General features: G+C 43.8%; 22 protein-coding genes, 2 tRNA genes and 2 pseudogenes. 10 read left to right on the forward strand and 16 right to left on the reverse strand.

All coding sequences use genetic code 11. The features are described 5' to 3' along the window. Positions 1–34: 34 nt before the first annotated feature. Positions 35–820 carry a hypothetical protein gene (locus NQ564_RS02405; RefSeq protein ID WP_129649743.1) on the reverse strand — a complete coding sequence of 262 codons (786 nt, stop codon included), beginning with the start codon at positions 818–820 and terminating at the stop codon, positions 35–37. Between NQ564_RS02405 and NQ564_RS02410 the strand changes: the two genes are divergently transcribed. Beyond that, positions 806–1165 carry an ISAon1 family transposase N-terminal region protein gene (locus NQ564_RS02410; protein WP_087375800.1) on the forward strand — a complete coding sequence of 120 codons (360 nt, stop codon included), beginning with the start codon at positions 806–808 and terminating at the stop codon, positions 1163–1165. The two genes, NQ564_RS02405 and NQ564_RS02410, sit on opposite strands and share 15 nt — an antisense overlap. 28 nt (positions 1166–1193) lie before the next feature. Continuing rightward, positions 1194–2128 (forward strand): annotated as a pseudogene (locus NQ564_RS02415) (ISAon1 family transposase). 581 nt (positions 2129–2709) lie between these two features. Here the strand turns inward: NQ564_RS02415 and NQ564_RS02420 are convergent. The 4 genes from NQ564_RS02420 to NQ564_RS02435 all read right to left on the reverse strand — a co-directional run bounded on the left by NQ564_RS02420 (position 2710) and on the right by NQ564_RS02435 (position 4219). Beyond that, a tRNA-Gly gene (locus NQ564_RS02420) sits at positions 2710–2782 on the reverse strand. A 54-nt stretch (positions 2783–2836) separates the two neighbouring features. Beyond that, positions 2837–2919: transfer RNA gene (locus NQ564_RS02425), tRNA-Tyr, on the reverse strand. Between the two features lie 55 nt (positions 2920–2974). Next, positions 2975–3457, reverse strand: a complete 483-nt coding sequence (gene ribH / locus NQ564_RS02430; protein WP_008148823.1) for a 6,7-dimethyl-8-ribityllumazine synthase — start codon at positions 3455–3457, stop codon at positions 2975–2977. 75 nt (positions 3458–3532) lie between these two features. Further along, complete coding sequence (locus tag NQ564_RS02435) at positions 3533–4219, reverse strand: tetratricopeptide repeat protein (RefSeq protein ID WP_008148822.1); 687 nt, start codon at positions 4217–4219, stop codon at positions 3533–3535. A 135-nt stretch (positions 4220–4354) separates the two neighbouring features. Here NQ564_RS02435 and recF point away from each other — a divergent pair, with 135 nt between their 5' ends. After that, entirely contained in the window at positions 4355–5458 is a 1104-nt protein-coding gene (gene recF, locus NQ564_RS02440; RefSeq protein WP_008148820.1) for a DNA replication/repair protein RecF, read from the forward strand. Then, complete coding sequence (locus tag NQ564_RS02445) at positions 5455–5748, forward strand: DUF721 domain-containing protein (protein WP_008148818.1); 294 nt, start codon at positions 5455–5457, stop codon at positions 5746–5748. Before recF ends, NQ564_RS02445 begins: the two co-directional genes overlap by 4 nt. Here the strand turns inward: NQ564_RS02445 and NQ564_RS02450 are convergent. The 4 genes from NQ564_RS02450 to NQ564_RS02465 all read right to left on the reverse strand — a co-directional run bounded on the left by NQ564_RS02450 (position 5741) and on the right by NQ564_RS02465 (position 10707). After that, positions 5741–6256, reverse strand: a complete 516-nt coding sequence (locus NQ564_RS02450; RefSeq protein ID WP_039848166.1) for a 5-formyltetrahydrofolate cyclo-ligase — start codon at positions 6254–6256, stop codon at positions 5741–5743. The genes NQ564_RS02445 and NQ564_RS02450 overlap by 8 nt on opposite strands. Then, a complete protein-coding gene (locus NQ564_RS02455; protein WP_008148814.1) occupies positions 6201–7934 on the reverse strand; it encodes a S41 family peptidase in 1734 nt (577 codons plus the stop codon). The genes NQ564_RS02450 and NQ564_RS02455 overlap by 56 nt, the downstream gene beginning before the upstream one ends. 11 nt (positions 7935–7945) lie before the next feature. Beyond that, positions 7946–8380 carry a dCMP deaminase family protein gene (locus tag NQ564_RS02460; protein WP_008148812.1) on the reverse strand — a complete coding sequence of 145 codons (435 nt, stop codon included), beginning with the start codon at positions 8378–8380 and terminating at the stop codon, positions 7946–7948. Between the two features lie 236 nt (positions 8381–8616). Then, positions 8617–10707, reverse strand: coding sequence for a M3 family metallopeptidase (locus NQ564_RS02465; RefSeq protein ID WP_039848165.1), 2091 nt, complete (start codon positions 10705–10707; stop codon positions 8617–8619). A gap of 322 nt (positions 10708–11029) precedes the next feature. Here NQ564_RS02465 and NQ564_RS02470 point away from each other — a divergent pair, with 322 nt between their 5' ends. From NQ564_RS02470 to NQ564_RS02480, 3 genes are read left to right on the forward strand one after another with little or no spacing between them, the layout of a single operon-like run. Further along, the gene (locus NQ564_RS02470) at positions 11030–12970 is read left to right on the forward strand and encodes a glycogen debranching enzyme N-terminal domain-containing protein (protein WP_008148803.1); all 1941 of its coding nucleotides are present in this window, start codon (positions 11030–11032) and stop codon (positions 12968–12970) included. Between the two features lie 14 nt (positions 12971–12984). Continuing rightward, on the forward strand, positions 12985–14253 hold the full coding sequence (locus NQ564_RS02475; RefSeq protein WP_008148801.1) for a glycosyltransferase: 1269 nt from the start codon (positions 12985–12987) through the stop codon (positions 14251–14253). Positions 14254–14270: 17 nt separating this feature from the next. Next, positions 14271–15578: a glycoside hydrolase family 57 protein gene (locus NQ564_RS02480; protein ID WP_129649745.1), complete on the forward strand. Its 1308-nt coding sequence runs from the start codon at positions 14271–14273 to the stop codon at positions 15576–15578. Positions 15579–15666: 88 nt separating this feature from the next. On the opposite strand, the gene NQ564_RS02485 is transcribed toward NQ564_RS02480, so the two are convergent. Continuing rightward, positions 15667–17052 carry a DUF4270 domain-containing protein gene (locus NQ564_RS02485; RefSeq protein WP_008148796.1) on the reverse strand — a complete coding sequence of 462 codons (1386 nt, stop codon included), beginning with the start codon at positions 17050–17052 and terminating at the stop codon, positions 15667–15669. A 10-nt stretch (positions 17053–17062) separates the two neighbouring features. Continuing rightward, positions 17063–17881: a glycogen/starch synthase gene (locus tag NQ564_RS02490; RefSeq protein WP_036607025.1), complete on the reverse strand. Its 819-nt coding sequence runs from the start codon at positions 17879–17881 to the stop codon at positions 17063–17065. A 99-nt stretch (positions 17882–17980) separates the two neighbouring features. Between NQ564_RS02490 and panC the strand changes: the two genes are divergently transcribed. From panC to NQ564_RS02505, 3 genes and pseudogenes are all read left to right on the forward strand, one after another. Then, a complete protein-coding gene (panC, locus tag NQ564_RS02495) occupies positions 17981–18820 on the forward strand; it encodes a pantoate--beta-alanine ligase (protein WP_005646584.1) in 840 nt (279 codons plus the stop codon). A gap of 202 nt (positions 18821–19022) precedes the next feature. Next, a complete protein-coding gene (panD, locus tag NQ564_RS02500; protein ID WP_005646588.1) occupies positions 19023–19373 on the forward strand; it encodes an aspartate 1-decarboxylase in 351 nt (116 codons plus the stop codon). Between the two features lie 106 nt (positions 19374–19479). Then, a pseudogene (locus NQ564_RS02505) lies at positions 19480–20244 on the forward strand (MATE family efflux transporter); the annotation flags it as partial. 203 nt (positions 20245–20447) lie between these two features. Here NQ564_RS02505 and NQ564_RS02510 read toward each other — a convergent pair. From NQ564_RS02510 to mobV, 5 genes are all read right to left on the reverse strand, one after another. After that, complete coding sequence (locus tag NQ564_RS02510) at positions 20448–21029, reverse strand: DUF4948 family protein (protein ID WP_008144980.1); 582 nt, start codon at positions 21027–21029, stop codon at positions 20448–20450. Positions 21030–21035: 6 nt separating this feature from the next. Next, on the reverse strand, positions 21036–21776 hold the full coding sequence (locus NQ564_RS02515; protein ID WP_008144979.1) for a toxin-antitoxin system YwqK family antitoxin: 741 nt from the start codon (positions 21774–21776) through the stop codon (positions 21036–21038). Positions 21777–21881: 105 nt separating this feature from the next. Then, positions 21882–22340 carry a hypothetical protein gene (locus NQ564_RS02520; protein WP_008144976.1) on the reverse strand — a complete coding sequence of 153 codons (459 nt, stop codon included), beginning with the start codon at positions 22338–22340 and terminating at the stop codon, positions 21882–21884. A gap of 45 nt (positions 22341–22385) precedes the next feature. After that, positions 22386–23123: a DUF1266 domain-containing protein gene (locus tag NQ564_RS02525; protein WP_008144975.1), complete on the reverse strand. Its 738-nt coding sequence runs from the start codon at positions 23121–23123 to the stop codon at positions 22386–22388. Between the two features lie 335 nt (positions 23124–23458). Beyond that, complete coding sequence (gene mobV, locus NQ564_RS02530; protein ID WP_054858168.1) at positions 23459–24826, reverse strand: MobV family relaxase; 1368 nt, start codon at positions 24824–24826, stop codon at positions 23459–23461. Positions 24827–24857 lie beyond the last annotated feature (31 nt).

Consider the following 24857-nt stretch of genomic DNA (forward strand, 5'->3'; position numbering starts at 1 on the left):
TTTAATATCTTTTGGAAGTGAGATATAAAGTTGATCAAGGGACAGGTAAATCATATACATATATGACATCTTCGGTGTCTCCGTCTACGGCATAAATTTTCTTTTCTTTGTCGGATACGCTGAAAAGGGTGAGTTTCCGGTCCATATCATATCGGGCTATGGGTTCTCCGTCCCAGTTCCAGACTTGCAATTCCTGTATTCTGTTTTCTGCTCGGGTCGAATTCTTGCACATGACATAGATGTATTTTCCGTTTGTGCGCGGGGGAATATGATAATAGACGACTCGGTCTTGCATATCTTCTTTGATTGCCTCTTCGTATGGAGGAGCTTTTATGATTACGTCCTTTATGATATGTCCGTCCGTATTCAAGATGAGGAACCGTTTGAAATACCCGTAAAAGGAAATAAAACGAGTATGATCGTTGTTAAGGACGCTGTTTTTTACGTATTTGAAGATTGGCTCTTCTTGGTTATTGGTCTTATCCCAGTCTGGGTAGGAGGTTAATTCTTTCGGTGTCGAATGAGAATCCAACGAAAGGTATTCGGCATCACTGTCCATTCCACCCCAATAGATGATGGATGTATCATTTAGTGGTAAAACGCCGTTAGCAGGAATTTCGTCTATATCGAATTCTACAGCGTGTTCATTGTCTATCCATAATGTCGAATCCTGTATCCATACTTCTTTTAGCTTTCTATCGGGTTGGGAAAAGATTTTGAATCCTTTTTCGGTCGGTAAAAACGGATCATACCGAAATCCTGAGGGGAAAAATCGTATCTTAGTGGCAGTAAAAAAATAAAAGAGATGAGTTACGATCAATTTCTTCGTTTTATCTTTCCGGAGGGAATGTTTGATTATTTTGAGTTGTCTGATTTCAAAGAAAAGTCGGATAGGGTAGAAATATACTTTGAAGAGAAGAATATACACCCCCAAGAATATGCAACCGATAACTTGGAAAGCAAGGGCTTTTATGAACAAGTCAGGATGCAGGATTATCCGATGCGTGGGCGTAGCTGCCTGTTGTTTATCAAAAAACGAAGATGGTTCAATCACAGTACTGGCAAATATGTAAGCCGCAATTGGAAATTAGTGGCAGAAGGAACGCAAATAACGACTGAATTTGCGTCTTTTTTAAAAGCATTGGATCGACTCTCGCGCTCTTAGCATTAGTCTTTTGGCGGATCATTACGGAATGGAAGCCAAACTGTTGGAGTCCCAATATAAGAATCATCTGAGTCATTTCAGGAATTGGGAGCAACGTGCCCATGCCGAAGAATGGATTCTCTTCGAGAAAAACATGGGCCCTACGTCGGGATGGACGAAACGGCACTATCGTCGGGAGAACTGTATACAATCCTGATTAACAAAGAGGCCAAAGGAAGAAAAGGCACAATCATCGCCATGATCAAAGGGACATCCGTAGAAAAGGTATCCCAAGTTATACTCAAACTTTCCCGTCGCAGGCGGTTTCAAGTTCGGGAAATAACATTGGACATGGCACCCAATATGGCCCGGATAGCCCGTCTCTGTTTCCCGGCTGCCAAGCTGGTTATCGACCGTTTTCATGTTCAAAAGTTAGCTTTTGAAGCCGTTCAGGAAATGCGGATAAAGGCACGATGGGAAGCTTTGGATAAAGAAATGGTTGAGATCACATACGCTAAAGCATCAGGACAGCCTTTTGTTACTGAAACATTTGAGAATGGGGACAGTCGAAAACAGCTGTTGGCCAGAAGCCGCTATCTTTTGTTCAAAAAAACTGAACTGTGGTCGGAGAGCCAAAGAAAAAGAGCTAAAATCCTTTTCCGGGAATATCCCGATATCAAGAAGGCCTATTACTTAAGCATGAGGTTAGGGTTGATATATCATCAGGCACAATCGGCAGATATTGCCTTGACGCGTTTGGCACATTGGTATGATCAGGTGGACAAATCCGGTTTCCTGTCTTTTGGCACTGTCGCCAGAACCATACAAACACATTACTTGAATATTGTTGGCTTTTTTAAAAGACGCTCCACCAATGCCGCGAGTGAGTCCTTCAATTCTAAAATCAAAGCTTTTAGAGCACAGCTAAGAGGCGTGAGGGATATTGCTTTTTTCTTATTCAGACTCACCAATATTTATGCATAATTAATTCTCTATGAATATAGGTATCTCCTTATACGTACATAACCGAGCTAATGCAACATAACTATTAAAAAAGCGTGTCCCTCCAATATAGAGGCAACACGCTCTTTCTAATAGTTAAGGTTTGGGATATTTATATTTCTTGTCGTTATATACTGTTACAAAAAAAGCTTGACCTGAAAGTTGTCAAGCTATACCCATTGCACAGTCAAGGCTCCTTTGTTTTTGTTCACTCTATACCTATAATCTCTCTGGAAATGAGTGACAGCACGAAGGAACGCTTTTATTTTATACAAAACAAATTTATCTGGAATTATTTTTACACTATCGGGGATTATAATAAATACTTAAATACTATCAGGAGGCTTATAGGAAGATGCAATAGATACTTTAGGAGATGATTATATTTTAATCCCTCAGGATTTCGGTATGATCCATTTTTCAATGACAGTTTCTGTTTGCGTGTTTGTCTTTGTGCACGCAAATGCTATTGTTGTAAAAAATAGCAGTAAAAGAAAGTTTGTATTTTTCATGTAGTGAAGAATTAAAAAAGAGGAAAACCTTTCGATTTTCCTCTTTTCAAGAGCGGAAGACGGGGCTCAAACCCGCGACCCTCAGCTTGGAAGGCTAATGCTCTATCAACTGAGCTACTTCCGCAATTTGTTTGTTTTTTAATTGTCAATTGTTCATTCTCAATTGTCAATTAATAAGTGGGCAGTGATGGATTCGAACCACCGAAGGCGAAAGCCAGCTGAGTTACAGTCAGCCCCATTTGGCCACTCTGGTAACTGCCCCCGTTATTTTCAATTGCAGTGCAAAGGTACGATTATTTTTGAAACTTGCAAGCGTTTAGGCAGAAAAATTTACCATTTTAAGAGCGGTTACTGCTGCTTCATCGCCTTTGTTTCCGTATTTGCCACCTGCACGGTCTTCGGATTGCTGCATGGTATCTGTCGTTAATAGTCCGAAAATGAACGGAATATCGTACATAAGGTTCAATTCTGTAATACCCTGCGTAACGCCTGAACATACATAATCGAAATGAGGAGTATCGCCTCTTACAACACAACCTAAAACGATAACGGCGTCTACTTCTTTTGTTTCAGCCATTCTTTTTGCGCCAAAAGTCAGTTCGAAGCTGCCCGGTACTCGTTTTACATATATGTTTTCGGCTTTGACGCCATGTTTTTCCAATGTGTTGCAGGCACCTTCCAATAGCTTTTCGGTGATGTGCTTGTTCCATTCTGCTACGACGATTCCGACAGTCACCTCCGATCCGTCAGGAACACTGTTGAAGTCGTATTCCGATAAATTTTGATAAGCTGTTGCCATATTCTTGTTCTTAAAAGAAGAGGATGCCTTGTTTGACGAGACATCCTCTTATATGATTATAATAATGTATATGCGTTATTTGTTCAATGCAGAAGCACGGGTGATATATTTGTCGATATCGGAAGCTTCCATTGAATTGAAATATTTTTCCTTGATCGTAGTGTATGCTTTAACTGCATCGCCATACTGTTTCAGGCTTTCGTAAGCGATACCGGCTTTCTTCAGATAAGTCGGGCTGATCACTTCGTTGCTTGCCTGCTTGGCCGCTTTTTCGAAATAGCTGATACCTTCTTTTACATTGCCCATATTTACGTAGCAGTCACCAATCAGGCCCGTGATAGCCGGAGAGATCATGTCGTCGCTACCGCTGAAAGATTTCAGAAGGTCCAATGCTTTTTCGTTTTCACCCATCTTGAAATAGCAGATACCGGCATAAGCCTTTGCCAGGTTACCGGCTGATGTGCTTCCGTATTGATCGATGATAGCTTCGAATCCTTCATAATCCGCACCGTTTCCGTTCAATGCCAGGTTGAAAGAATCTTTGGCAAAATATTGTTCGCCTTTGAACATAGCTGCTGCGGCTTTTTTCTCTTGCGGAATTAAATATCCGTGCTTGATACCCAAAACAGCTCCAACAACGAGAGCGAGTGCTATAATACCATAAATGATTTTCTTTGAATTGTTTTCAATGAACTGTTCCGATCTCGAAACAATTTCTTCGACCTCTAACTCCTTGTTGGTGTCTTTTTCCTTAGTAGCCATAATGTTTTATAGTTGTTATTATTTTATCACTGTTTTATGCCTGTGGCAATTCAAGTCGCAAAAGTAGTTTTTTTTACTGAGAAAATCTATACTTAGAAGTATATTTTTTAATTTTGTGCGACTAATATAGTGCGGATGATACTTAAAAAGCTTTCTATACTCAATTATAAAAACATTCTTCAGGCAGAAGTTTCTTTCTCTCCCGATATAAATTGTTTTTTCGGGAATAACGGAATGGGGAAGACCAATCTGCTGGATGCCGTTCATTATCTCTCTTTTTGTAAGAGCCATATCAACACGCCCGATTCCCAGTTGATCAACAACGGACAGGATATGTGTGTGTTGCAGGGTAACTATGACTATGAGGGACGTGAAGAGGAGATCTTTTGTGCCATCCGCCGCCGGCAGCGGAAACAGTTCAAGCGGAATAAGAAAGAGTACGACAAACTGTCGGAGCATATCGGTCTGTTGCCATTGGTGATGGTTTCTCCTGCCGATTCGGAACTGATACAGGGCGGGAGCGAAGAGCGCCGCCGCTTTCTCGATGTGATTATTTCGCAGCAGGACAAACCCTACCTGCATGCACTGATACAATATAATAAAGCTTTGCTCCAGCGGAATTCGCTGTTGAAGGACCAGTGTACCGACGCTTCCCTCTATGAAGTGCTGGAAATGCAACTGGATATGTACGGCCGGATGGTGTATGAGAAGCGGCAGATGCTGGTCAACGATTTCATCCCGATCTTCAACGAGTATTACCAGACGATTTGCCGTTCGACCGAACAGGTCGGTTTGCGGTATATTTCCCAGCTAGAGAAAGGGAATCTGTCGGATATGTTGGCTGCCAACCGGGAACGCGACCGCATACTCGGTTATACCTCGACCGGTATTCACAAGGACGAACTGGAGATGACGCTGAATGACTACCTGATCCGCCGTGTCGGTTCGCAGGGGCAGAACAAAACGTATCTGATTGCCCTTAAGCTGGCTCAGTATGTGTTTCTTTCCCGCAGGGGACAGGCATGTCCGATCCTTCTGCTGGACGATATTTTCGATAAACTGGATGCCGATCGGGTGGAGCAGATCGTCAAGTTGGTGAGCGGTGACCAGTTCGGGCAGATCTTCATTACCGATACGAACCGGAAATACCTGGACGCCATCCTGCAATCGATTAATCACGGCTACGCTCTGTTCAGGGTCGAACAGGGCGAAGTACAACCAATGGAGGAGGCGGAATGATGCACCGGAATGCACAGACGTTAGGCGATGCGATCCGGGAGTTTTTTGAAGACAATGCCGAGTTGCGGGGGAAGATACAGGAAATTCGTGTCTTGCGGGCTTGGGGAGAGATATTGGGACCGATGGTTGCACAGTACACGTGTAATATCTATATAAAAGACAAAGTGCTGCATGTTTCCCTCACTTCTTCCGTCCTGAGAAGTGAATTGGTCTTATGCCGAGAGCGTCTGGTAAAGAGCCTGAACGATTATGCCGGGGCGACAGTTATACAAGATATAGTGATCAGATAATCTCCTTTTCTGTTATGATCAGGTCCATTTTCCGGTCGAACGGTTCGACCGGTATTTGGTCTTTCAGTTGGAAATCGTAGCTGATTCCGATTTTAGGAACGTTCAGTGTGGAGAGCAAACGGTCGTAAAACCCTTTTCCCCGTCCGAGGCGGTTACGCTGCCGGTCGAAAGCTACGCCTGGAACAATGATCAGGTCTATTTCGTTTTCCGGTACGGCCACGCAATCTTCGGTCGGTTCCAAAATGCCGAAAGCACCGGCTTTGAGTGATTCCTTTCCTGAGTATAGGAGTAATTGGAGGTCATTCCCCTTTATAAGAGGGAGCAATAATTTCTTTTCCCGATACCATTTTTCAATCAGACCGGCTGTTTGCACCTCGCCAGAAATGGCGTGGTAAAGTGCTATGCATGAAGCTTGCCGGAAGAGATCCGTCTCTTCCAGCCGTTCCATTATCTTAGCAGAGAGATCCTGCAATGTAGTCTTCGTGTATGATCTCTTTAAGGAGGCCATATCCTCTCGAAGCGTTTGTTTGGCTTTGCGCAATTCCATTGGATGTATTGTTTTTGTTCTCCGGTGTCGGGAATGATTTGCCTTCGTTCAGAACTTTGATGGCACGTTTCAGTGTGATATCATCGTTCTGGAAGATAGGATAGAAGCCGGCTTCGTCGAAGAAGTTACGGACGATGTAGGCCTGGAGTTGTTTCTCGATCAGTTTGCCTGATATGTTGATCAGGTGCGGACGTTTCTTGATCCCTTTTGTTGCGGCATAGTTGGTGAAATCGGAAAGCAGCGGTTGCTGTTGCAGATATTGATACAAATCCTGATAGGTTTTGAAAGAAGACAACTTGTCGTAATTGCGATCCGAGTATTCGAGTGCATACAGGTTCAGCGTACCGGAATTGACTACGTTGGAGAAATAAGAAGTTACACCGCTTGTGTCACGCGGGATGAAGATATCCGGCATGATACCGCCACCACCGTAAACAGGGCGTCCCATTACAGTTTCGTATTTCTCGCTGTTGTTCAGCTTGATACTGTCGGCAGAGTCGAATTCACCGTGCATGAAGCGTTGGTAGATATCCTGTTCGTATTCGCTGTCTTTCCCTAATTCATACTTTTTCTGGATACAACGTCCCGACGGAGTGTAATAACGTGCGATCGTCAGACGGATTTCCGAGCCGTCACTTAACTGGATAGGAGATTGGACCAAGCCTTTGCCGAAAGTACGGCGGCCGATGATCAGCCCGCGGTCGTTATCCTGGATAGCCCCGGAGAAGATTTCGCTGGCGGAAGCCGAGAACTCGTCTGTCAGGACTACGATCGGAGCATCCTGGCAAGTGCCTGTGCCGTTCGTATAGACATCGTTGCGTGGGAATGCTTTTCCTTCCGTATATACGATCAGTCGACCTTCCGGCATAAATTCGTTTACCATATTGATGGCGGCGTCCATATAACCGCCCGTGTTACCGCGGAGGTCGATCACGAATGAGGTGCAGCCAGCCTGCTTCAGCTTGGCGATTGCCGTAATAAACTCGTTATAAGTGGTACGGCCGAATTTGCTTACTTTGATGTAACCGATTCCTTTGCTTACCTCGTAAGACACATCGACCGAACTGACGGGAACATCGCCGCGAGTCACGTCGAAATACAATAACTCCGGCTCGTTTTTACGTTTTACACCCAGCTTGACCGTACTGTTCTTCGCACCTCGCAGGGTCTTCATGATGACTTCCTGGTCGCTTTTGTTGCCGGCATACAGGGAGTCGTTGATCGTGATGATACGGTCGAAGGGCTTCAGGCCGGCCTTTTCGGACGGTCCGCCCGGAATGACGTTGATAACCAGGATGGTGTCGGTTTGCATATTGAAGGAAACCCCGATACCGCTGAACGATCCTTCCAGGTCTTCATTCACCCGTTGGGCGTCTTTGGCCGGTATATATACGGAGTGCGGGTCCAGCTCGCTGAAAACTTTAGGAATGGCATCTTCCACCAGTTGCTTCATATTGACGGTATCGACATACTGTTCGTCGATAATGTCAAGTATGGCATTGATCTTATTTCCACTGGAATAAATATGTCTTTTGCCTTGTGTCAGTCTAAGGTAATGATTCCCTACAAAGATTCCGAGAGCAACACTTAAAGCTATAATCACAGGCAGCCATACGGCCAGCCTTTTGTTCTTGTCCATAAAACGTATCTTTAGTCGTTTATTTCTATATAATCTATAATAACACCTGCGCGACGTAATAGGTTGCAACCATCTTCCACCCTGTATTTTTCAGAGTATACCACCCGCTTGATCCCAGATTGGATGATGAGTTTGGCACATTCGATGCAAGGAGCGGAGGTGACGTAGATCGTTGCGTCTTTGCTGCTGTTGGACGAAGCGGCCACTTTCGTGATGGCATTGGCTTCCGCATGTAGGACGTAAGGTTTGGTGACATTATTCTCGTCTTCGCAAACATTCTCGAAACCGGATGGCGTACCGTTATATCCGTCAGAGATAATCATTTGGTCCCTGACTATCAGTGCCCCAACCTGGCGTCTCTTGCAATACGAATTTTCCGCCCATACGGCTGCCATCCTGAGATAACGCTTATCCAATTCGAGTTGCTTTTCCTTCTTATCGCACATCGTCTTCTGATTTTATATACCTTAATTATATAATAGTAGGCAAAGGTACATATATTTGGGATAAATGGAATAGGTTCGAAGTTTTTTTGTATCGGCGAGTATGATAAAATTATATACCGGATAACTGTGGCCGGATGCTGGTGTAATTTGTTTTCGACGTTGTCGTGTATAAACTCGACGTTGTCGTATATATATTCGACATTGTCAAAAATATACACGACAATGTCGAAAACAAATTACACTTGCATTTGATCAGAGCCGGATGCAGATGAGTCGGCAGGTTCTATCCCGTTCCTTTTCAACAGGGCGCCGATTTCTGCATCTTTTCCCCGGAAACGTCTGTACAGGATATCCGGATCTTCGGTGCCGCCTTTCGACAGGATGTTTTCACGAAAAGAACGGGCTGTCTCCCGGTTGAAGATTCCCGTTTCTTTGAAGACCGAGAAAGCATCGGCATCCAAGACTTCCGCCCATTTATAGCCGTAATAGCCGGCTGAATATCCCCCAGAGAAAATGTGCCCGAAACTGCTACTCATCAAGGTTCCGGTAACTTCCGGGACGATCACGGTCTGCTTCCAGGCCTCCTTCTCGAAAGCGATTACATCCCCGCCGAATGGCTCTGTCCGGGTATGCCAGGCCATATCCAGAAAACCGAAGCTCAGTTGACGGCAGCAGGCGTATCCTACGTTGAAATTGGAAGCGTCTATCAGTTTTTGTACTAATTCTTGCGGGATTTTTTCTCCGGTTTGATAGTGGATGGCGATCTGATCCAGAAACTCTTTCTCTGTCAGCCAGTTTTCCATCAGTTGGGAAGGAAGTTCCACAAAGTCGCGATAGACATTTGTGCCGGAAAGGCTCGCGTATGATCCTTTTGCAAACATTCCGTGCAGGGCGTGTCCGAATTCATGTAACAGTGTGTTGACCTCGTCGAAAGTCAATAAAGAAGGTTTCGTCTCGGTCGGACGTGTGAAGTTCATCACAATGATGATTTGCGGCCGGCTGTCTTCGCCGTCTTGATCCCGGTATTGTTCCTTTATACTGTTCATCCAGGCTCCCGACTGTTTTCCGTCGCGCGGATGGAAGTCTGTATATAATATGGAAAGAAACTTCCCGTCGGCATCGTAGACTTCGTATGCCTCTACTTCGGGATGATAAACCGGAATCTCTTTATTTTCTTTAAAAGTGATGCCATATAATTGTGTGGCCAGACCGAACACGCCTTTCTTTACATGGTTCAGTTCGAAATAGGGACGCGTCATTTCATCGTTCACGTTGAAACGGGTATCTTTCAGCTTTTCTGAGTAATAACTCCAATCCCAGGGCATGACCGTTATGTTTTTTTTCTCTGTTACCGAAGCAAATCCTTGCACGGCCTCGTATTCGCTTTGGGCAACCGGTTTGTATGCCTCCAGTAGCTCATTCAGTAATTTATAGACGCGTGCGGGAGTTTTGGCCATCGTGTGTTTCAGTTTGTAGTCGGCATAGTTGGCATGTCCCATCAGGTTGGCGATTTCCTGGCGGATATTGACGATTTTCCGTATGATTTCTTTATTGTCGTATTCATCCCCTTTGTTGCCTACGCTCATGTATTCCCGGTACATCTTTTCCCGCAACCCGCGCAAAGCCGAGTAACGCATGAAAGGCACGTAGCTTGGGGCCGAGAGATTAAATAGCCATCCGGTTTTTCCTTTTTCTTTAGCCCTGAGTGCGGCGGCTTCGCGTATGCTTTCCGGTAGTCCTTCCAGTTCGTCTTCTTTTGTCAGCAACAGTTCGTAGCGGTTCTTGTCTTTCAATGCGTTCTGATCGAATGTGAGGGAAAGAAGGCTTAACTCGGAACTGAGTCTGCGGTATTTTTCTTTATTTTCGGGTCCGAGTGCGGCGCCACGTACGGAAAAAGCTTCGAATGTCTCTTCCAGCAGACGTGCGTCTTCCGTCGGGAGATGCAGTTCTTCTTTCTGGTCGTAGACACTTTTTACCCGTGCGAACAGTTTTTCATTCAAATAAATATTGTTGGAGCTTTCCGACAGTTTGGGCGATACCCGTTGTGAGATATCCATCATTTCGTCGTCCGCTTCCGCATTCAATACGTTGAAGAAGGCCGAGCTGACTTTATCCAGTAGCTTGCCACTACGTTCGAGCGCTACGATTGTGTTCTCGAATGTCGGAAGTTTCGCATTGTTGGCAATGGCCCGGACTTCCTCGTCCAGTTGCCGGATTCCTTCGTCGAAAGCAGGTTCGTAGTGTTCTGTTTCGATTTGGTCGAACGGGGGAGTTTCGAACGGAGTCCGATAAGTCCCGAAAAAGGGGTTTTCGCTATTTTGTTTCATGTTCTTTAGTGTTGATTTATTTATATAACAAAGGTACGGAATAATCGGCAAATAAAAATGCATTGATTTTCGGGCGATGCCAAACAACCGGATTTGGAAGTTTTTAACAGCTTGGCATGTGTTTGACAACACATATATGTACTTCTGCATAATTGTAACAGATTATCAATCAAACTGTTTTTAAATCGTAAAAAATGAAATTTCTAAATAAATATGAAAGCAAATTTGTTTTTTTATTTTTTAAGTGATACTTTTGGTCAGGATACAAAAGCAATTTATTTGTTTTCACGTTAAAGCATAAACTTAAAACCAAATATAAAATATGAGTTATCTTAAATTTGACAAGACTCTTATGACGAACCTGGAAGAAGCGCTACCAAGAGAGATTCTTCGTACAAATCGTTCGGGAGCCTATCATTGTACAACTATCGTTGATTGCAACACAAGAAAATATCACGGATTACTTGTGATTCCGGTTCCGGGACTGGATGATGAGAATCATGTATTGTTGTCGTCATTGGATGAAACTGTCATACAGCATGGAGCCGAATTTAATTTAGGGCTTCATAAGTATCAGGGAGATAATTACAGTCCGAGAGGTCATAAGTACATTCGTGAGTTCGAGTGCGAGAAAGTTCCTACGACGATCTATCGTGTAGGCGGTGTTGTTCTGAAAAAAGAGAAGTTGTTTGTCCATCATGAGAATCGAATCTTGATTCGTTATACGTTGTTGGATGCTCACTCGGCGACAACATTGCGTTTACGTCCGTTCTTGGCGTTTCGCAGTGTCCGCGAATATACACACGAGAATGCTCAGGCCAGTCGCGAATATCAGGTTGTGACGAATGGTATCAAAACATGCATGTATCCGGGCTATCCCGAATTGTATATGCAATTGAACAAAAAGAATGAGTTTCATTACCAGCCTGACTGGTATCGGGGTATCGAATATCCGAAAGAACAGGAGAGAGGCTATGATTTTAACGAGGATCTGTATGTTCCCGGATATTTTGAAGTCGAGATAAAGAAAGGTGAAAGTATCGTCTTTTCCGGTGGGGTTTCTGAAATCGGAACTCGTACATTGAAAAAAACCTTCGAAGACGAGGTTGAAGAACGTACGCCTCGCGATACTTTTCAACATTGTTTGATCAACGCTGCACACCAGTTTTTGAATAAACAGGAAAACGAATCTTATATTTTGGCCGGTTATCCGTGGTTCAAGTGCAGGGCACGCGATTTGTTTATTTCTTTGCCCGGGTTGACTTTGGCTATCGATGAGGTCTCCAAGTTTGAAATGGTAATGGAAACGGCCCGTAAGGCCATTTATAATTTTATCCACAATGAACCGAGCCGGATCAAAATTTATGAAATGGAGCATCCTGATATCTTGCTTTGGGCCGTTTGGTGTATTCAACAATATGCTAAAATGGTTTCACGTGAGGTATGCCGCGAAAAATATGGTTTGTTGTTGGAAGAGATTATGAAGTTCCTCTGCCAGGATAAACATCCGAATCTGGTTTTGCATGATAACGGATTGCTTTATACGTATGGATCGAATAAAGCTGTTACATGGATGAACTCGACGGTTAACGGACATCCCGTTATCCCACGTACAGGATATATCGTTGAAATCAATACGTTATGGTATAACGCTTTGCGGTTTGTCGGAGAATTGTCGGGCGAGGCTGGAAATAACGCTTTCGCCGAATCATTGGGTGCTTTGGCAGAAAAAAGCGGGAAGTCGTTTGTCAATGTCTTCTTGAATGAATATGGCTATTTGCTCGATTATGTTGATGGCAACATGATGGAGTGGAGCGTACGTCCGAATATGATATTTGCTGTGGCATTTGATTATTCGCCTTTGAACTCCAGCCAGAAAAAAGGCGTGCTCGATATTGTAACGAAAGAATTGCTTACTCCTAAGGGACTTCGTTCCTTGAGTCCGAAAAGCGGCGGCTACAATCCTAATTATGTCGGTCCCCAGATTCAGCGTGATTATGCTTATCATCAAGGAACGGCTTGGCCTTGGCTGGCAGGTTTCTATTTTGAGGCATATCTCCGTATCTATAAGATGAGCGGTATAGGATTTATCGAACGTTATCTGATCGGGTATGAAGATGAAATGTCGTCCCATTGTATCGGGTCCATTCCTGAACTGTTTGATGGTAATCCTCCGTTCAAGGGGCGTGGAGCCGTATCATTTGCAATGAATGTTGCAGAAATATTGAGAATATTATACTTATTAAGCAAATATAATTATTGAAAGGAGGAGCCTGTATGAAAGTGTTAATGTTTGGATGGGAATTTCCTCCCAAAATATACGGTGGTCTTGCGGTTGCATCCTATGGTATTACTAAAGGTCTGAGTCTGCAGAATGATGTGGAGACGACTTTTTGTTTACCGAAGCCTACCGGTGAAGAAGAAGGTTTCCTGAATATCATAGGTATGAACCAAGTACCTGTCGTATGGAGGGATGTTAATTATGATTATTTAAAGTCCAGGCTTCCCAATTATATGACGCCGGAACAATATTATGCTTTTCGTGACCATATCTATGCCGATTTCTCATATATGAATGTAAATGATTTGGGCTGTATGGAGTTTGCCGGAGGGTATCCGTCTAATTTGCATGACGAGATCAATAACTTTTCGATCATCGCGGGAGTCGTTGCTCGTCAGCAACAGTTTGACATTATCCATGCCCATGACTGGCTGACCTATCCGGCCGGTGTGCATGCAAAGATGGTGAGTGGAAAGCCTCTTTGCATTCATGTCCATGCAACCGATTTCGACCGTTCACGCGGAAAGGTTAATCCGACCGTATATGCAATGGAAAAGAACGGTATGGATTATGCGGATTGTATTATGTGCGTATCTGAATTGACACGGCAGACAGTTATACGGGAATATCATCAGGACCCGCGGAAATGTTTTGCCATGCATAATGCGGTTTATCCGTTGTCACAAGAACTTTTGGACATTCCTCGTCCGGAGCATAAAAAGGAAAAGGTCGTGACTTTCCTGGGACGTATCACTATGCAAAAAGGACCGGAATATTTTGTCGAAGCAGCAGCGCTTGTTTTGAAACGTACACGTAATATCCGGTTCGTTATGGCGGGTTCGGGCGATATGCTGGACGCCATGATCAATCTGGCTGCCGAGCGTGGAATTGCCGATCGTTTCCATTTCCCTGGATTTCAGCGTGGAAGGCAGGTATATGAAGCCTATAAGAACAGTGATGTCTTTGTGATGCCTTCGGTTTCCGAACCTTTCGGGATTGCTCCGTTGGAAGCTATGCAATGCGGAACGCCTTCCATTATTTCCAAACAGTCCGGTTGTGGAGAAATTCTCGACAAGGTGATTAAGACGGACTATTGGGATATTTATGCAATGGCTGACGCTATCTATTCGATCTGTACGAATCCCTCTTTGTTCGAATATCTTCAGGTGGAAGGGAAGAAGGAGGTCGATAGTATCACATGGGAAAAAGTCGGCTTGCGGATTCGCGCTCTTTATGAGAATGTCTTAAAGAATTACGGTAAATAATCAAACAACAATTAGATATGAAAACAATCTGTCTTTATTTTGAAATACATCAAATTATACATTTGAAACGCTATCGTTGCTTCGATATCGGTACGGATCATTACTATTATGATGATTATGAAAATGAACGCAGTATCACGGAGATTGCAGAGCGTTCTTATATTCCGGCATTGACAGCTTTGCTTGAAATGGCAAAGAGCAACGGAGGAGCTTTTAAAGTCGCTTTTTCTATTTCGGGTGTGGCTTTGGAACAGTTGGAGATCTATTCTCCTGCCGTGATCGACTTGTTGCATCAATTGAATGATACGGGCTGTTGTGAATTTTTGTGCGAACCTTATTCTCATGGGCTTTCTTCTTTGGCTAATGAAGAATGTTTCCGGGAAGAAGTTTCCAGAATGAGTGCGAAGATCAAACAAGTTTTTGGACAAACTCCCAAGGTTTTCCGTAATTCCAGCTTGATTTATTCGAATGAGATCGGATCGGTTGTCGCAAGTATGGGATTCAAAGGGATTTTGACCGAAGGTGCCAAACATGTGTTGGGATGGAAGAGCCCGCATTATGTGTATCATTGTGCATATAATCCTAATTTGAAGATTTTGCTTCGTGATTTCAAATTGTCGGACGATATTAGTTTGCGTTTCTCGAATTCGGATTGGAGCGAATATCCGTTATTCGCTGATAAATATATCGGTTGGATTGCTGGTTTGCCAGAAGAAGAACAGGTTATCAATATTTTTATGGAACTTTCGGCTTTGGGTATCTCACAGTCTTTGTCTTCCAATATTTTGCAATTCTTCAAAGCGTTGCCGGCTTGTGCAAAGGAAAAAGGCATTTCTTTCTCTACTCCGACTGAAATCGTTACGAAATTTAAGTCGGTCGACCAGGTTGATGTTCCTTATCCTTTGTCTTGGGCAGATGAGGAAAGAGACACGAGTTGTTGGCTGGGTAACGTGATGCAGCGTGAAGCGTTTAATAAGTTGTATAGTGTGGCTGGTCGTGTTCATTTGTGCAATGATCGCCGTATCAAGCAAGACTGGGATTATTTGCAGGCAAGTAATAACTTCCGTTTTATGACAACCAAGAAAACGGGGCTTTGGCTGAATCGTGGTATTTATGATTCTCCGTATGATGCATTTACCAATTATATGAATATATTGGGTGATTTTATCAGCCGTGTAGATGCTTTATATCCAGTCGAGATAGAGAACGAAGAATTGAATTCTCTCCTTACGACAATAAAGAACCAAGGGGAAGAAATTGAAAAGTTACAGAAAGAACTTGACAAGTATAAGAAAAAAGCTGCGAAAAAAGCTGCTGCAGAATAGAGATAAAGTAATAAATGAAAACCGGGGCTTTCTATTTTAGGGAGCCCCGGTTTTTTTATATCTGATAGATAATAAATAGTCGGTCTGTTTATCTATATTCGATTGTTACGATACGCATTTCCATGGCGTCTTTGTCGATACGCAGTTTTACACCGGAAGGTTTCAAATAGTTCTCGATGGCGACAGTGTAATCTTGCGGTTGATTGTAATAATTGTATGTCGTCCCGACCCTACGTTGTACGGGGATAACATTGATAACCAAATCTTCATCCGGAGAGTTTTCGATATGGGTTTTAAGCAGCTTGGCTATGTTTCCGAATGAGTAGGTTCGGGTTGAAGCTACATATTCTCCCCGGTAGGAAGTGATATTATTTTCTACATTATTGTTTTTGAAGAATGTATCCATTGAGTCTTTCGGAAGTATCAGCACGTTGTCCGGAGCTTCAAATGCAAATTTCCAGTCTTCTTGCGGAAGGACCTTTAGAGAAAAGTCCACATTGCTGACAATACGCCCTTGGATAATCGGGGTAATATCTTGTGCCGGAATTGTCAACTGGGTGTATACGCCTGCCGGACTCTTCAGATAAGCGATGCTGTCATTGGGCTCCAGCAGATGACTAATGTCTGTATTCTTGAATCTGTTCAATTGGATGACTTCGGATGTCGCACTGAAAGTCTCCCGAGTCTGTACGAGTGAATCTTGGTCGGCGGAGCCTTTTACCGTGTACTTATAGTAAATGTTCATTTGGGTACTTTCGATGTTCAGGATGTTTCCAGTACCGTATGTATTTGTGACATAAATACCGGGAAAGAACTGATTGAACGTATTCTGATCGTTAAAAACTTCCGGAGTTTTGATTGTTGCGTCATAGAAACGTTGCCCCAATTCTTTAGGCATACGAATTGTGATATTAGGATCATAGGAATATACTGTTTGGCTACCGTTTGTTGTTGTCGCATTCCAAAGAGAATCCGAAACACTTAGATCACGTGCCGTATACGTCTGCATACCTAATGATTTCTGCATATTGCAGTATTGTTCCGGATCGATATTCGTATAAAAATCCCTCGTTAGTGGAGTCGTTATTTCATATAGTTGTGCACGCATCGGAGTTAGAGAATCCCCTGTCCAGCTTCGGCTATAATATATTTTAAATTCGACTGAATCTATTACGTCGTTGTAGGGTGTATACCTGAACCGATAATTTTCCGGACAGTAGAACTGACACATAAAATCAGATTTTAGGTTTCCATACAAAGGATCGTATATTTCCCCTAATGAACCGTAAATTGTTCGGGCATAGACTGAATCTGTCTGTAATGTTTTTGCTTTCATGTAGAATGTGTCCGCATATACCAGCGGTCTGTCATTCTCCGGTTGAATACCTGTTCCTACCTGCGTCAAATCATCATTACACCCGCTCAGAATTGAGATTCCGAGACTCAGGCCAAGTATAAAAAGCTTGATTTTCATTTCTCTAAATTTATTTTGTGCCTAATACGACATCGTAGAATTCGTTGAATTTATCCATATAAACGTCCGGTGACTGGTAAGGCAGGAATGGAGTGTGCTTTTTAGTGGCAATATAATCCAGCACATCTTGATTGATCGTTTCACTACCCTGTATCACACCGTCTGCGAAATCAATGGCGAGTTTGGTCAGCCCGGTGAAACTTGTATCGGCTTTGATGCCTTTCAGGTCGCTGTCCTTGGCTCCATCCATCTTTAACTTGCTTGCAAATTCTTTTCTGAACGGTGTTTTGAAGTCATCGTTATAAATAGAGTATACAATCTTTGCATCCTTGAGGCAAGGATCGTCGGCATACATACGTTTGATGTACAGTGCTGTTAGCGCTGACATCCAACCATGACAGTGAATGACATCCGGTATCCAACGGAGTTTTTTCACTGTTTCCAATACACCACGAACGTAGAAGATCGAACGGTCGTCGTTATCCTCGTATTCGTTTCCATCATCATCGCTAATAGTATGCTTTCTTTGGAAGAAATCTTCATTGTCAATGAAGTATACCTGCATGCGGGCTGCTTGAATGGATGCTACCTTTATGATCAGCGGGTGATCGGTATCATCAATGATGAGATTCATACCCGAAAGCCGGATTACTTCGTGCAACTGGTTGCGGCGTTCGTTAATGCTACCGAACTTGGGCATGAAAGTCCTAATTTCACGACCGCGCTCCTGTATGCCTTGTGGCAGGTTTCTGCATATCGTTGCAATCTCTGATTCGGGAAGGTAGGGTGTTATTTCTTGAGCTATAAACAAGATTTTTTTTGCATCCATTCTGTAAACTAGTTTTATAAAGACGCTACAAAGATACAAAATTTCTTTCATTTACCGCAATTATTTATTTGCTTTGCACCGTCAATAAGCATCTAAAGGATGAAAATAGTAAACAGCATTAAAGAATTGAAGAGTTATCTCGCTGAAGAAAAGCGTAATAACAAACAAATTGGCTTTGTTCCCACTATGGGAGCATTGCATGACGGACACTTGAGCCTGGTTGAACGTTGTGTGAAAGAAAATGACGTGTGTGTAGTCAGTGTTTTTGTCAATCCGACCCAGTTTAACGACAAGCATGACCTTGAAACGTATCCTCGTACGTTGGATAAAGACTGTACTCTGTTGGAACCGGCCGGTTGTGACTATGTATTCGCTCCGTCGGCAGAAGAAATGTATCCGGAGCCTGATACCCGCACATTCGATTTCGGCACTGTTTCGGCCGTAATGGAAGGAGCGCGCCGTCCCGGACATTTCAATGGGGTTGCTCAGATAGTGAGCAAACTTTTTTATGTAGTCGAACCGGATAACGCCTATTTCGGTGAAAAAGATTTCCAGCAGATCGCTGTGATCCGTGCTATGGTGAAGCAATTGGATATACCGGTGAAAATCAACGACTGTCCGATTTTGCGTGAGGCAGACGGTCTGGCTTTGAGTAGCCGTAATGTGCGCTTGACACCTGAACAACGTCAAAAAGCTCCATTAATAGCTCGTACGTTAAAAGAAAGTGCTAACTTTGCACCCGAAAAGAGCGTGCAGGAGGTGATCGACTATGTAATCAACACGATAAATGCCGACCCTGTTATGCGTGTGGAATACTATGAGATTGTAGATGGCAATACGATGGAGTCCATCAAGAACTGGTCCGATACGACTTATCCGGTAGGATGTATTACGGTCTATTGCGGAGAGGTTCGTCTGATAGATAATATTAAATACTAAATATGGATTTGTGATTTATGAATTATGATTTGTTTCCCGGATAACCATTGTTTTATATGGGAGAAAACATAGTTCCATGCTTATGAAACTATAGTTTCCCGTAAGTGAAAACAAAGTTCCATACCTATGAAACCAAAGTTTCAAGCTGGAGAAACAAGTAGAACTCAATAATTCATAAATCATCAATCATAAATCAGATCGTATGTTTATAGAAGTAGTTAAATCAAAGATTCACCGGGTGACGGTAACGGAAGCCAATCTGAATTACATCGGGAGTATCACTGTCGACGAGGATTTGCTGGATGCAGCTAACCTGATTGCCAACGAAAAGGTCGCTATTGTGAATAATAATAACGGTGAACGTTTTGAAACGTATATCATTAAAGGTGAACGAGGCTCGGGAGTCGTTTGCCTGAACGGAGCTGCTGCCCGTAAGGCACAGCCTGGCGATATCATCATTATTATGTCGTATGCCTTGATGGATTTTGAGGAGGCGAAAACATTTAAGCCGTCGGTTGTGTTCCCTGATACGGCAACCAATAAACTGATATGAAGCATCGGTAGCTGAAAAGTAAATGCAATAGCATATAAAGAAGAAGCTCGCCTGATGTGGCGGGCTTTTTTTATGAGTATGGATTTCCTTCGTAAATATATAGTATATGTACACAAACAAGCAAATTTGGAATGTTAGTTATCCAATCTTTTTGAGTCTTCTGGCACAGAATGTCATTAATGTGACGGACACTGCGTTTTTGGGCCGGGTCGGTGAAGTTGAGTTGGGAGCTTCGGCAATGGGCGGCTTGTATTATATATGTGCCTTTACGATTGCTTTTGGTTTTAGCACCGGATCGCAGATCATCATGGCCCGCCGTAACGGGGAGCGAAATTATAAGGAAGTCGGACCGGTGATGATACAGGGCGTCTTTTTCCTGTTTATGCTGGCTGCTGTCATGTTCACTCTGTCACGCCTGTTTGCCGGAGATATTATGCGGATACTGATATCTTCCGATACGATTCTGAACGCAACGGAAGAGTTCCTGGACTGGCGTGTGTTCGGGTTCTTTTTCTCTTTTGTGAATGTAATGTTTCGTGCATTGTTTATCGGTATTACCCGGACGAAAGTGTTGACATTGAATGCGATTGTGATGGCGTTGACGAATGTGCTGCTGGACTATCTGCTGATATTCGGTAACTGCGGTTTCCCGGAATTGGGAGTGAAAGGGGCAGCTATCGCTTCGGTGATGGCGGAGGCGGTGTCTATCGTGTTTTATATGGTCTATACCCGGATGACGGTGGATATTAAGAAGTACGCACTGAATCAGTTCCGATCGTTTGATGTTAAATTGCTGGGGCGTGTGTTAGACATCTCTATATTTACGATGTTGCAATATTTTATTTCGCTCAGTACTTATTTTAGATTTTTCTCGGTTTGACTTAACCGATTGAGAAATAAACTTTTAGCGAATTATTTGAGAAATAGAGGTAACGATTTAGCAACTGTGCGAATTTCAGCGTTTTACATTGCTATGCTGTCAAATAACTCTTTCATTTGCAAATATAACATCTTTTTCCGAAAGTACGAACTTTCGGTGACAATTTTATAAAATCGACTTGCGAAAAAAGAAAATTATCGTGAATGGTCTAACTCTATATACCAGCCTTCCTTGACGGGCTTGTATAGCGTAGTGTCATTGTATGTCCTGCGGTAAATTTTGTTCAGGTCGCCGTGTTCGGTGATACGGATGTCACGGCGGCTTCTCAATTCGAGATCGTAAACGAAACTCTTGGATGTTCCCGCATCCACGATGCCGTGGGAGTAGTACAGCATAAATAAGCTCACATATACCGAATCTGCCGTTTCCTGCTCCCTGCGGTCAACAAGGACAAGACCGCATCCAATCTCTGACAACAAGGAGTCGAGTTGTATTCGGTCAGATCTTGATAACCCGTGTACCGGCGTGTCCTGCACTTGGTTCGGTTGGTAGGATATTTGTCCTGCCGAATCAAGGATGAGAATATCGCAGGGAGAGAGCGGTGGATAGTGAAAGCTTCCCTCCGAACTCTCCGCCATGATTTTGCGTATCTTGTCGAATGCCGCCTCGTGCGTGGCGAAGTGGCGTATCATTTCCTCGTCCGTCGGCGGCATGGGTGGCTCGCAGCTTACGACCGATGCAAGCGTTAAAAGTAGTATTATGATAACTATCTTCATCTCTGTTTAAGCCCCACCTTCACCATGCCATGTGCAGGTTTGGGTATTGTTATCATAGTTATGTTCTATCCATTGCCCCGATTTCTCGCCGTCAGTGTATTGTCCCTCGATAGTTATATAGGGTTTGCCGTCCCGTGTCGATTCCACACGATAAGAGCCGTCAAGTTTTCCGTTACGGTAGTGGCGTATTATCCTGCTGCGAAGCGTGCTCGCATCCTCGAAGATTTCCCACTCCTCGCCATCTTTTTTCCCGTCGATATAATGAGATTCAAAAATCTGCTCTCCTGTCTTGCTGTCAAAGCGGCGCTCCCGCCCGCTCTCCACACTCTGCTTATATTCCTTTTCGGCTTCTATTTTGCCGTTACGAAAATAGGTCTTTACAGTTCCGTCTATCTTGCCTTGCTGCATGGGTGTTTCCTTTCGGGGAGTAACGCCGTCTTGGTAATACTCCGTGAATGTGCTGTTACGCTTGCCTTTGGCATATATACCCGATTCACGCAGCACCCCATCACGATAGCGGCGATAATCACCGTTTATCATGCCATCGGAAAATTTAACACACTCCTCGTCAAGTCCTCGTATAATGCGATATTTTCCCCGTAACGGCTGTTTTCTGCCTTTTTTATAATAGACCGTGCGCCGTGAGTTATCTGTTATAGTCTGCAAATCGCTCCATTCTACGATTTGTTGTGCGGAAACCGTGCCACACAATAGTAAAAAGATGTATAGTGCCAATATTCTATTCATTGTATTTTTTGTTTTTCAAGGTTGCGGCTAACACGTGGCTCAATCACCACGAAAAGCGATTGAGCCACACGCCATTATCCGCATAAATCGAACTTGTTAGCCTCTTCACTTCTTCAACAAAGCGAAAAATTCCTCGTATCGCTCGAAAGATTCAAAGAATCCTGCATGCAATGTTATTTGTGTATCATCCGTCAAGAAGATTTCCAATTCTCCTTCTTCATCGTCATATTTAAGATGTTTTATATCCGATATTTTAAATATTTTGTCGGTTTTCTCCCCTTTCTTTATTATAGGATAGGTTACACTATCTGCATCGACAACGATTTTTCCTCCGTTCGCCGCCAAAGCACGGGCAAGATGAACCTTGTTCAATGTTATTACCAAGAGAACGAGTCCTCCGATTATAAAAACAATGGCAGTACTCGTAGGGCCAAGTATTCGGGTACTGCCTATTCTTATACCGAATGGATAAACGAGCGGCACGACAACCATACCGACTGATACAGCCAACATTGTAATGTTATCCTTGATAGGAGAGGCTGGAGCATAATTAAACGTTTTCATAATTCAAAAAAAATGTAGAGTTAATAAATATTTTTTAATAAAGTATCACCATTTTATATAAGTCCAAGGGCTTTTGGTATCTGTCAGTAAATCTTCTGCCAATCCAATCATGTTGGTAGTTCCCATCGACAAAGTACGACCAAGAACATAACTATAAGCATAGTCTTTCCAATTGGTATAAACTTCTTTGGTCATCTCGTAAGCGGCATTGATACACTGCATACATTCTTCTTTTACAATGTACTCTTGCTCAAGGCAAAGTCTGCTGATAAAGTTTAATCTTCCTGCATCCCACGCAAGTACTCCGAGTTTGCCCATTTCTTCTTTGGATACGACAATTCCAGCTTGTTCAATGTCCGGATATTTTTCCTCCATCGTTTCCAACTTTTCCAAACAGTCATTTCGGAAATCGGTGTGTTCTTTCAATTCTTCATTTTCATTAAGCCACTTCCTGCTTATATTACCCCCTCCTTGAAGAAAAGCCGTATAAGCATAGTGAAACATTGTTTGCGAGGGAGCTTGCGACAACCAATTCAAAGTTTCGATGGCACTATCCCTATCCGTTATACCAAAGTATTCACCTAAAATAACTTTACGAACAGAGGGAGTTACGCCAGTTTCGAATGTGTTCAATACACCTTGTTGTTGATATACATACAGATTGCCAAGACTTATCTTGCGTAAATCCGCTTCTGGCAAATGTGAATTTTCATCCACATTCAAACCATCCTGAAAGAAACTCTGCAATTTTGCAAGTCTTCCCCAAAGAGATGTCATGTCCATAGTACTATGTTTGTCTTTCCAGCTCCTTAAGACCTTTTATTATTAAACCACGAAGCGTGGAACTGCAATGCCACGTCTTTGTTGAAGGTCGTAGGAAAAACCTAATGAGCAGATGTAGTAATAGCAGCCCACGCTATAGCGTGAGAACCACTATGCCATCCTTGCTCATTTTGAAAATTTCCTACGTTTTCAACAACAAGATAAGCATAACGCTTCTTTCTTTTCTAATATGTCTTGGACGGAGTTTCCCTAATCCAACCACAAAGGTAGTGAAAAGTTGTGATAATCACTTATGTTGCAATAGATTTATTTGCTCGCTGTATAAAATTGGAGCTTTACAGTTTCATACCCCTGCTTTTCCTTTGCTGCTGTATAGGTTGCCGTATGTTCTGCCTTAACTTCTCGAACTGTTCCTTGAACCACTCGGCAATGGGCTTTCGGTCAATGGCAAGAACCAACCTCGTCCCGTCCGTGGGGTCTTTCAGCACTTGAAACCCAGCCTTTTCGGTCGTGAATTTCCGTCCGTGTTCCTCCGAGTAGAGTTCCCCCGCATACTCCAACGTCTTTCCCTTGACGAGCGTTGCGGTCTGCCTTTCATCGAATCCCACAAGGCGGCACAGGTTTTCGATACGGAGCATTTCACGCAGGTAGGGAAACCATGCCGCCGCCTTTGCGATTACCGTTTTCAGAAACGATATTTCCTGCTTGTGCCTTGTGTCCTTGTCCGCTATCTCCCTGCCGTGCTTTTGCTGCATTTCCCGTATCTCCCGGCTGTGGTCTGCCTGCATGGTCTGTATTCTGTCTTGCAGGGCTTCGATGGTTTCCTCGTGGTCGGCTACCTCCCTATGCAGGGCGGTGTTCTCCCTTTCCAACGTCTTGACCTTGTTACTGCCAAAAAGAGAACCGACACTCTCGGCAATGTTGGCGGCTGCAGCAGTTGCCGCCCCTTTCAGCTTCTCGGTCTGTATCTCTTTTTTCGCCTGCCTTAATTCCTCCTGCGCCGTTTCTTTCTGCTGCTGCAAATCCACCACCTCCGCTTTCAGACTGTCGGCGAGTTTCTGTATATCCCGATAATACTGCTGCGTGGACTTGTGGCGAGCTTTCGAGCCGTCTATGCCCCTTTGCAGCCCGTATTTCGCCATCGCTTCGGCATAGGTATCTTGGTAGGACTTCAATTTCAGCCGTGTCATAATATCGTCTGCGCACAGTCTCACGGTGTCGGTCGGCTTCTTGCGGTATCGCTTCTTCGTCTGCTCCTCCCGTTTCCTGCGCTTTCGCTCTCCCTTGACGATGGGGACGAGTGTGACGTGTATGTGCGGCGTTTCCTCGTCCCTGTGCAAGTGAGCCGCCACGATGTTCTCCTTTCCGAACGTGTCGGCGAAGTATTTCAGATTGTCGGCGCACCACTCGTCCAAACGCCCCTCTTCCTCTATCCGCTTCATGTCCTCGTGCGTTCCCGATACGTTGATGCGGATAGCCCGTACTTGGTTGCTTCCGATTTTGCGTGTCAGCCCAGCTTCTTCTAATCTCTGCTGTATAGCCGCCGAACGGTCTTTCACCCCGTTGGGGTATTCGATGAGCCTGCGGTTTAGGTGCGTGCGTGTGGGGTCGGCGTTCTTCGGTATGATGAAACGCTCGATATGTGCGGTCGTTCCGCTGTCGCTGCCGTGCGCCTTTTCCATGTGTAAAACTACGAAACCCATATATTCCTTTCTTTTCTGGCTTGTGAAACAA

This window comes from Parabacteroides johnsonii DSM 18315 (assembly GCF_025151045.1).
In the GTDB taxonomy this organism is placed as follows: Bacteria; Bacteroidota; Bacteroidia; order Bacteroidales; family Tannerellaceae; genus Parabacteroides; species Parabacteroides johnsonii.

Coding starts and splice junctions, on each gene's coding strand:
- NQ564_RS02410 (WP_087375800.1), top strand. CDS start 806: ATGAGTTACGATCAATTTCTTCGTTTTATCTTTCCGGAGGGAATGTTT.
- ribH (WP_008148823.1), bottom strand. CDS start 3,457: ATGGCAACAGCTTATCAAAATTTATCGGAATACGACTTCAACAGTGTT.
- NQ564_RS02435 (WP_008148822.1), bottom strand. CDS start 4,219: ATGGCTACTAAGGAAAAAGACACCAACAAGGAGTTAGAGGTCGAAGAA.
- recF (WP_008148820.1), top strand. CDS start 4,355: ATGATACTTAAAAAGCTTTCTATACTCAATTATAAAAACATTCTTCAG.
- NQ564_RS02445 (WP_008148818.1), top strand. CDS start 5,455: ATGATGCACCGGAATGCACAGACGTTAGGCGATGCGATCCGGGAGTTT.
- NQ564_RS02450 (WP_039848166.1), bottom strand. CDS start 6,256: ATGGCCTCCTTAAAGAGATCATACACGAAGACTACATTGCAGGATCTC.
- NQ564_RS02455 (WP_008148814.1), bottom strand. CDS start 7,934: ATGGACAAGAACAAAAGGCTGGCCGTATGGCTGCCTGTGATTATAGCT.
- NQ564_RS02460 (WP_008148812.1), bottom strand. CDS start 8,380: ATGTGCGATAAGAAGGAAAAGCAACTCGAATTGGATAAGCGTTATCTC.
- NQ564_RS02465 (WP_039848165.1), bottom strand. CDS start 10,707: ATGAAACAAAATAGCGAAAACCCCTTTTTCGGGACTTATCGGACTCCG.
- NQ564_RS02470 (WP_008148803.1), top strand. CDS start 11,030: ATGAGTTATCTTAAATTTGACAAGACTCTTATGACGAACCTGGAAGAA.
- NQ564_RS02475 (WP_008148801.1), top strand. CDS start 12,985: ATGAAAGTGTTAATGTTTGGATGGGAATTTCCTCCCAAAATATACGGT.
- NQ564_RS02480 (WP_129649745.1), top strand. CDS start 14,271: ATGAAAACAATCTGTCTTTATTTTGAAATACATCAAATTATACATTTG.
- NQ564_RS02485 (WP_008148796.1), bottom strand. CDS start 17,052: ATGAAAATCAAGCTTTTTATACTTGGCCTGAGTCTCGGAATCTCAATT.
- NQ564_RS02490 (WP_036607025.1), bottom strand. CDS start 17,881: ATGGATGCAAAAAAAATCTTGTTTATAGCTCAAGAAATAACACCCTAC.
- panC (WP_005646584.1), top strand. CDS start 17,981: ATGAAAATAGTAAACAGCATTAAAGAATTGAAGAGTTATCTCGCTGAA.
- panD (WP_005646588.1), top strand. CDS start 19,023: ATGTTTATAGAAGTAGTTAAATCAAAGATTCACCGGGTGACGGTAACG.
- NQ564_RS02510 (WP_008144980.1), bottom strand. CDS start 21,029: ATGAAGATAGTTATCATAATACTACTTTTAACGCTTGCATCGGTCGTA.
- NQ564_RS02515 (WP_008144979.1), bottom strand. CDS start 21,776: ATGAATAGAATATTGGCACTATACATCTTTTTACTATTGTGTGGCACG.
- NQ564_RS02520 (WP_008144976.1), bottom strand. CDS start 22,340: ATGAAAACGTTTAATTATGCTCCAGCCTCTCCTATCAAGGATAACATT.
- NQ564_RS02525 (WP_008144975.1), bottom strand. CDS start 23,123: ATGGACATGACATCTCTTTGGGGAAGACTTGCAAAATTGCAGAGTTTC.
- mobV (WP_054858168.1), bottom strand. CDS start 24,826: ATGGGTTTCGTAGTTTTACACATGGAAAAGGCGCACGGCAGCGACAGC.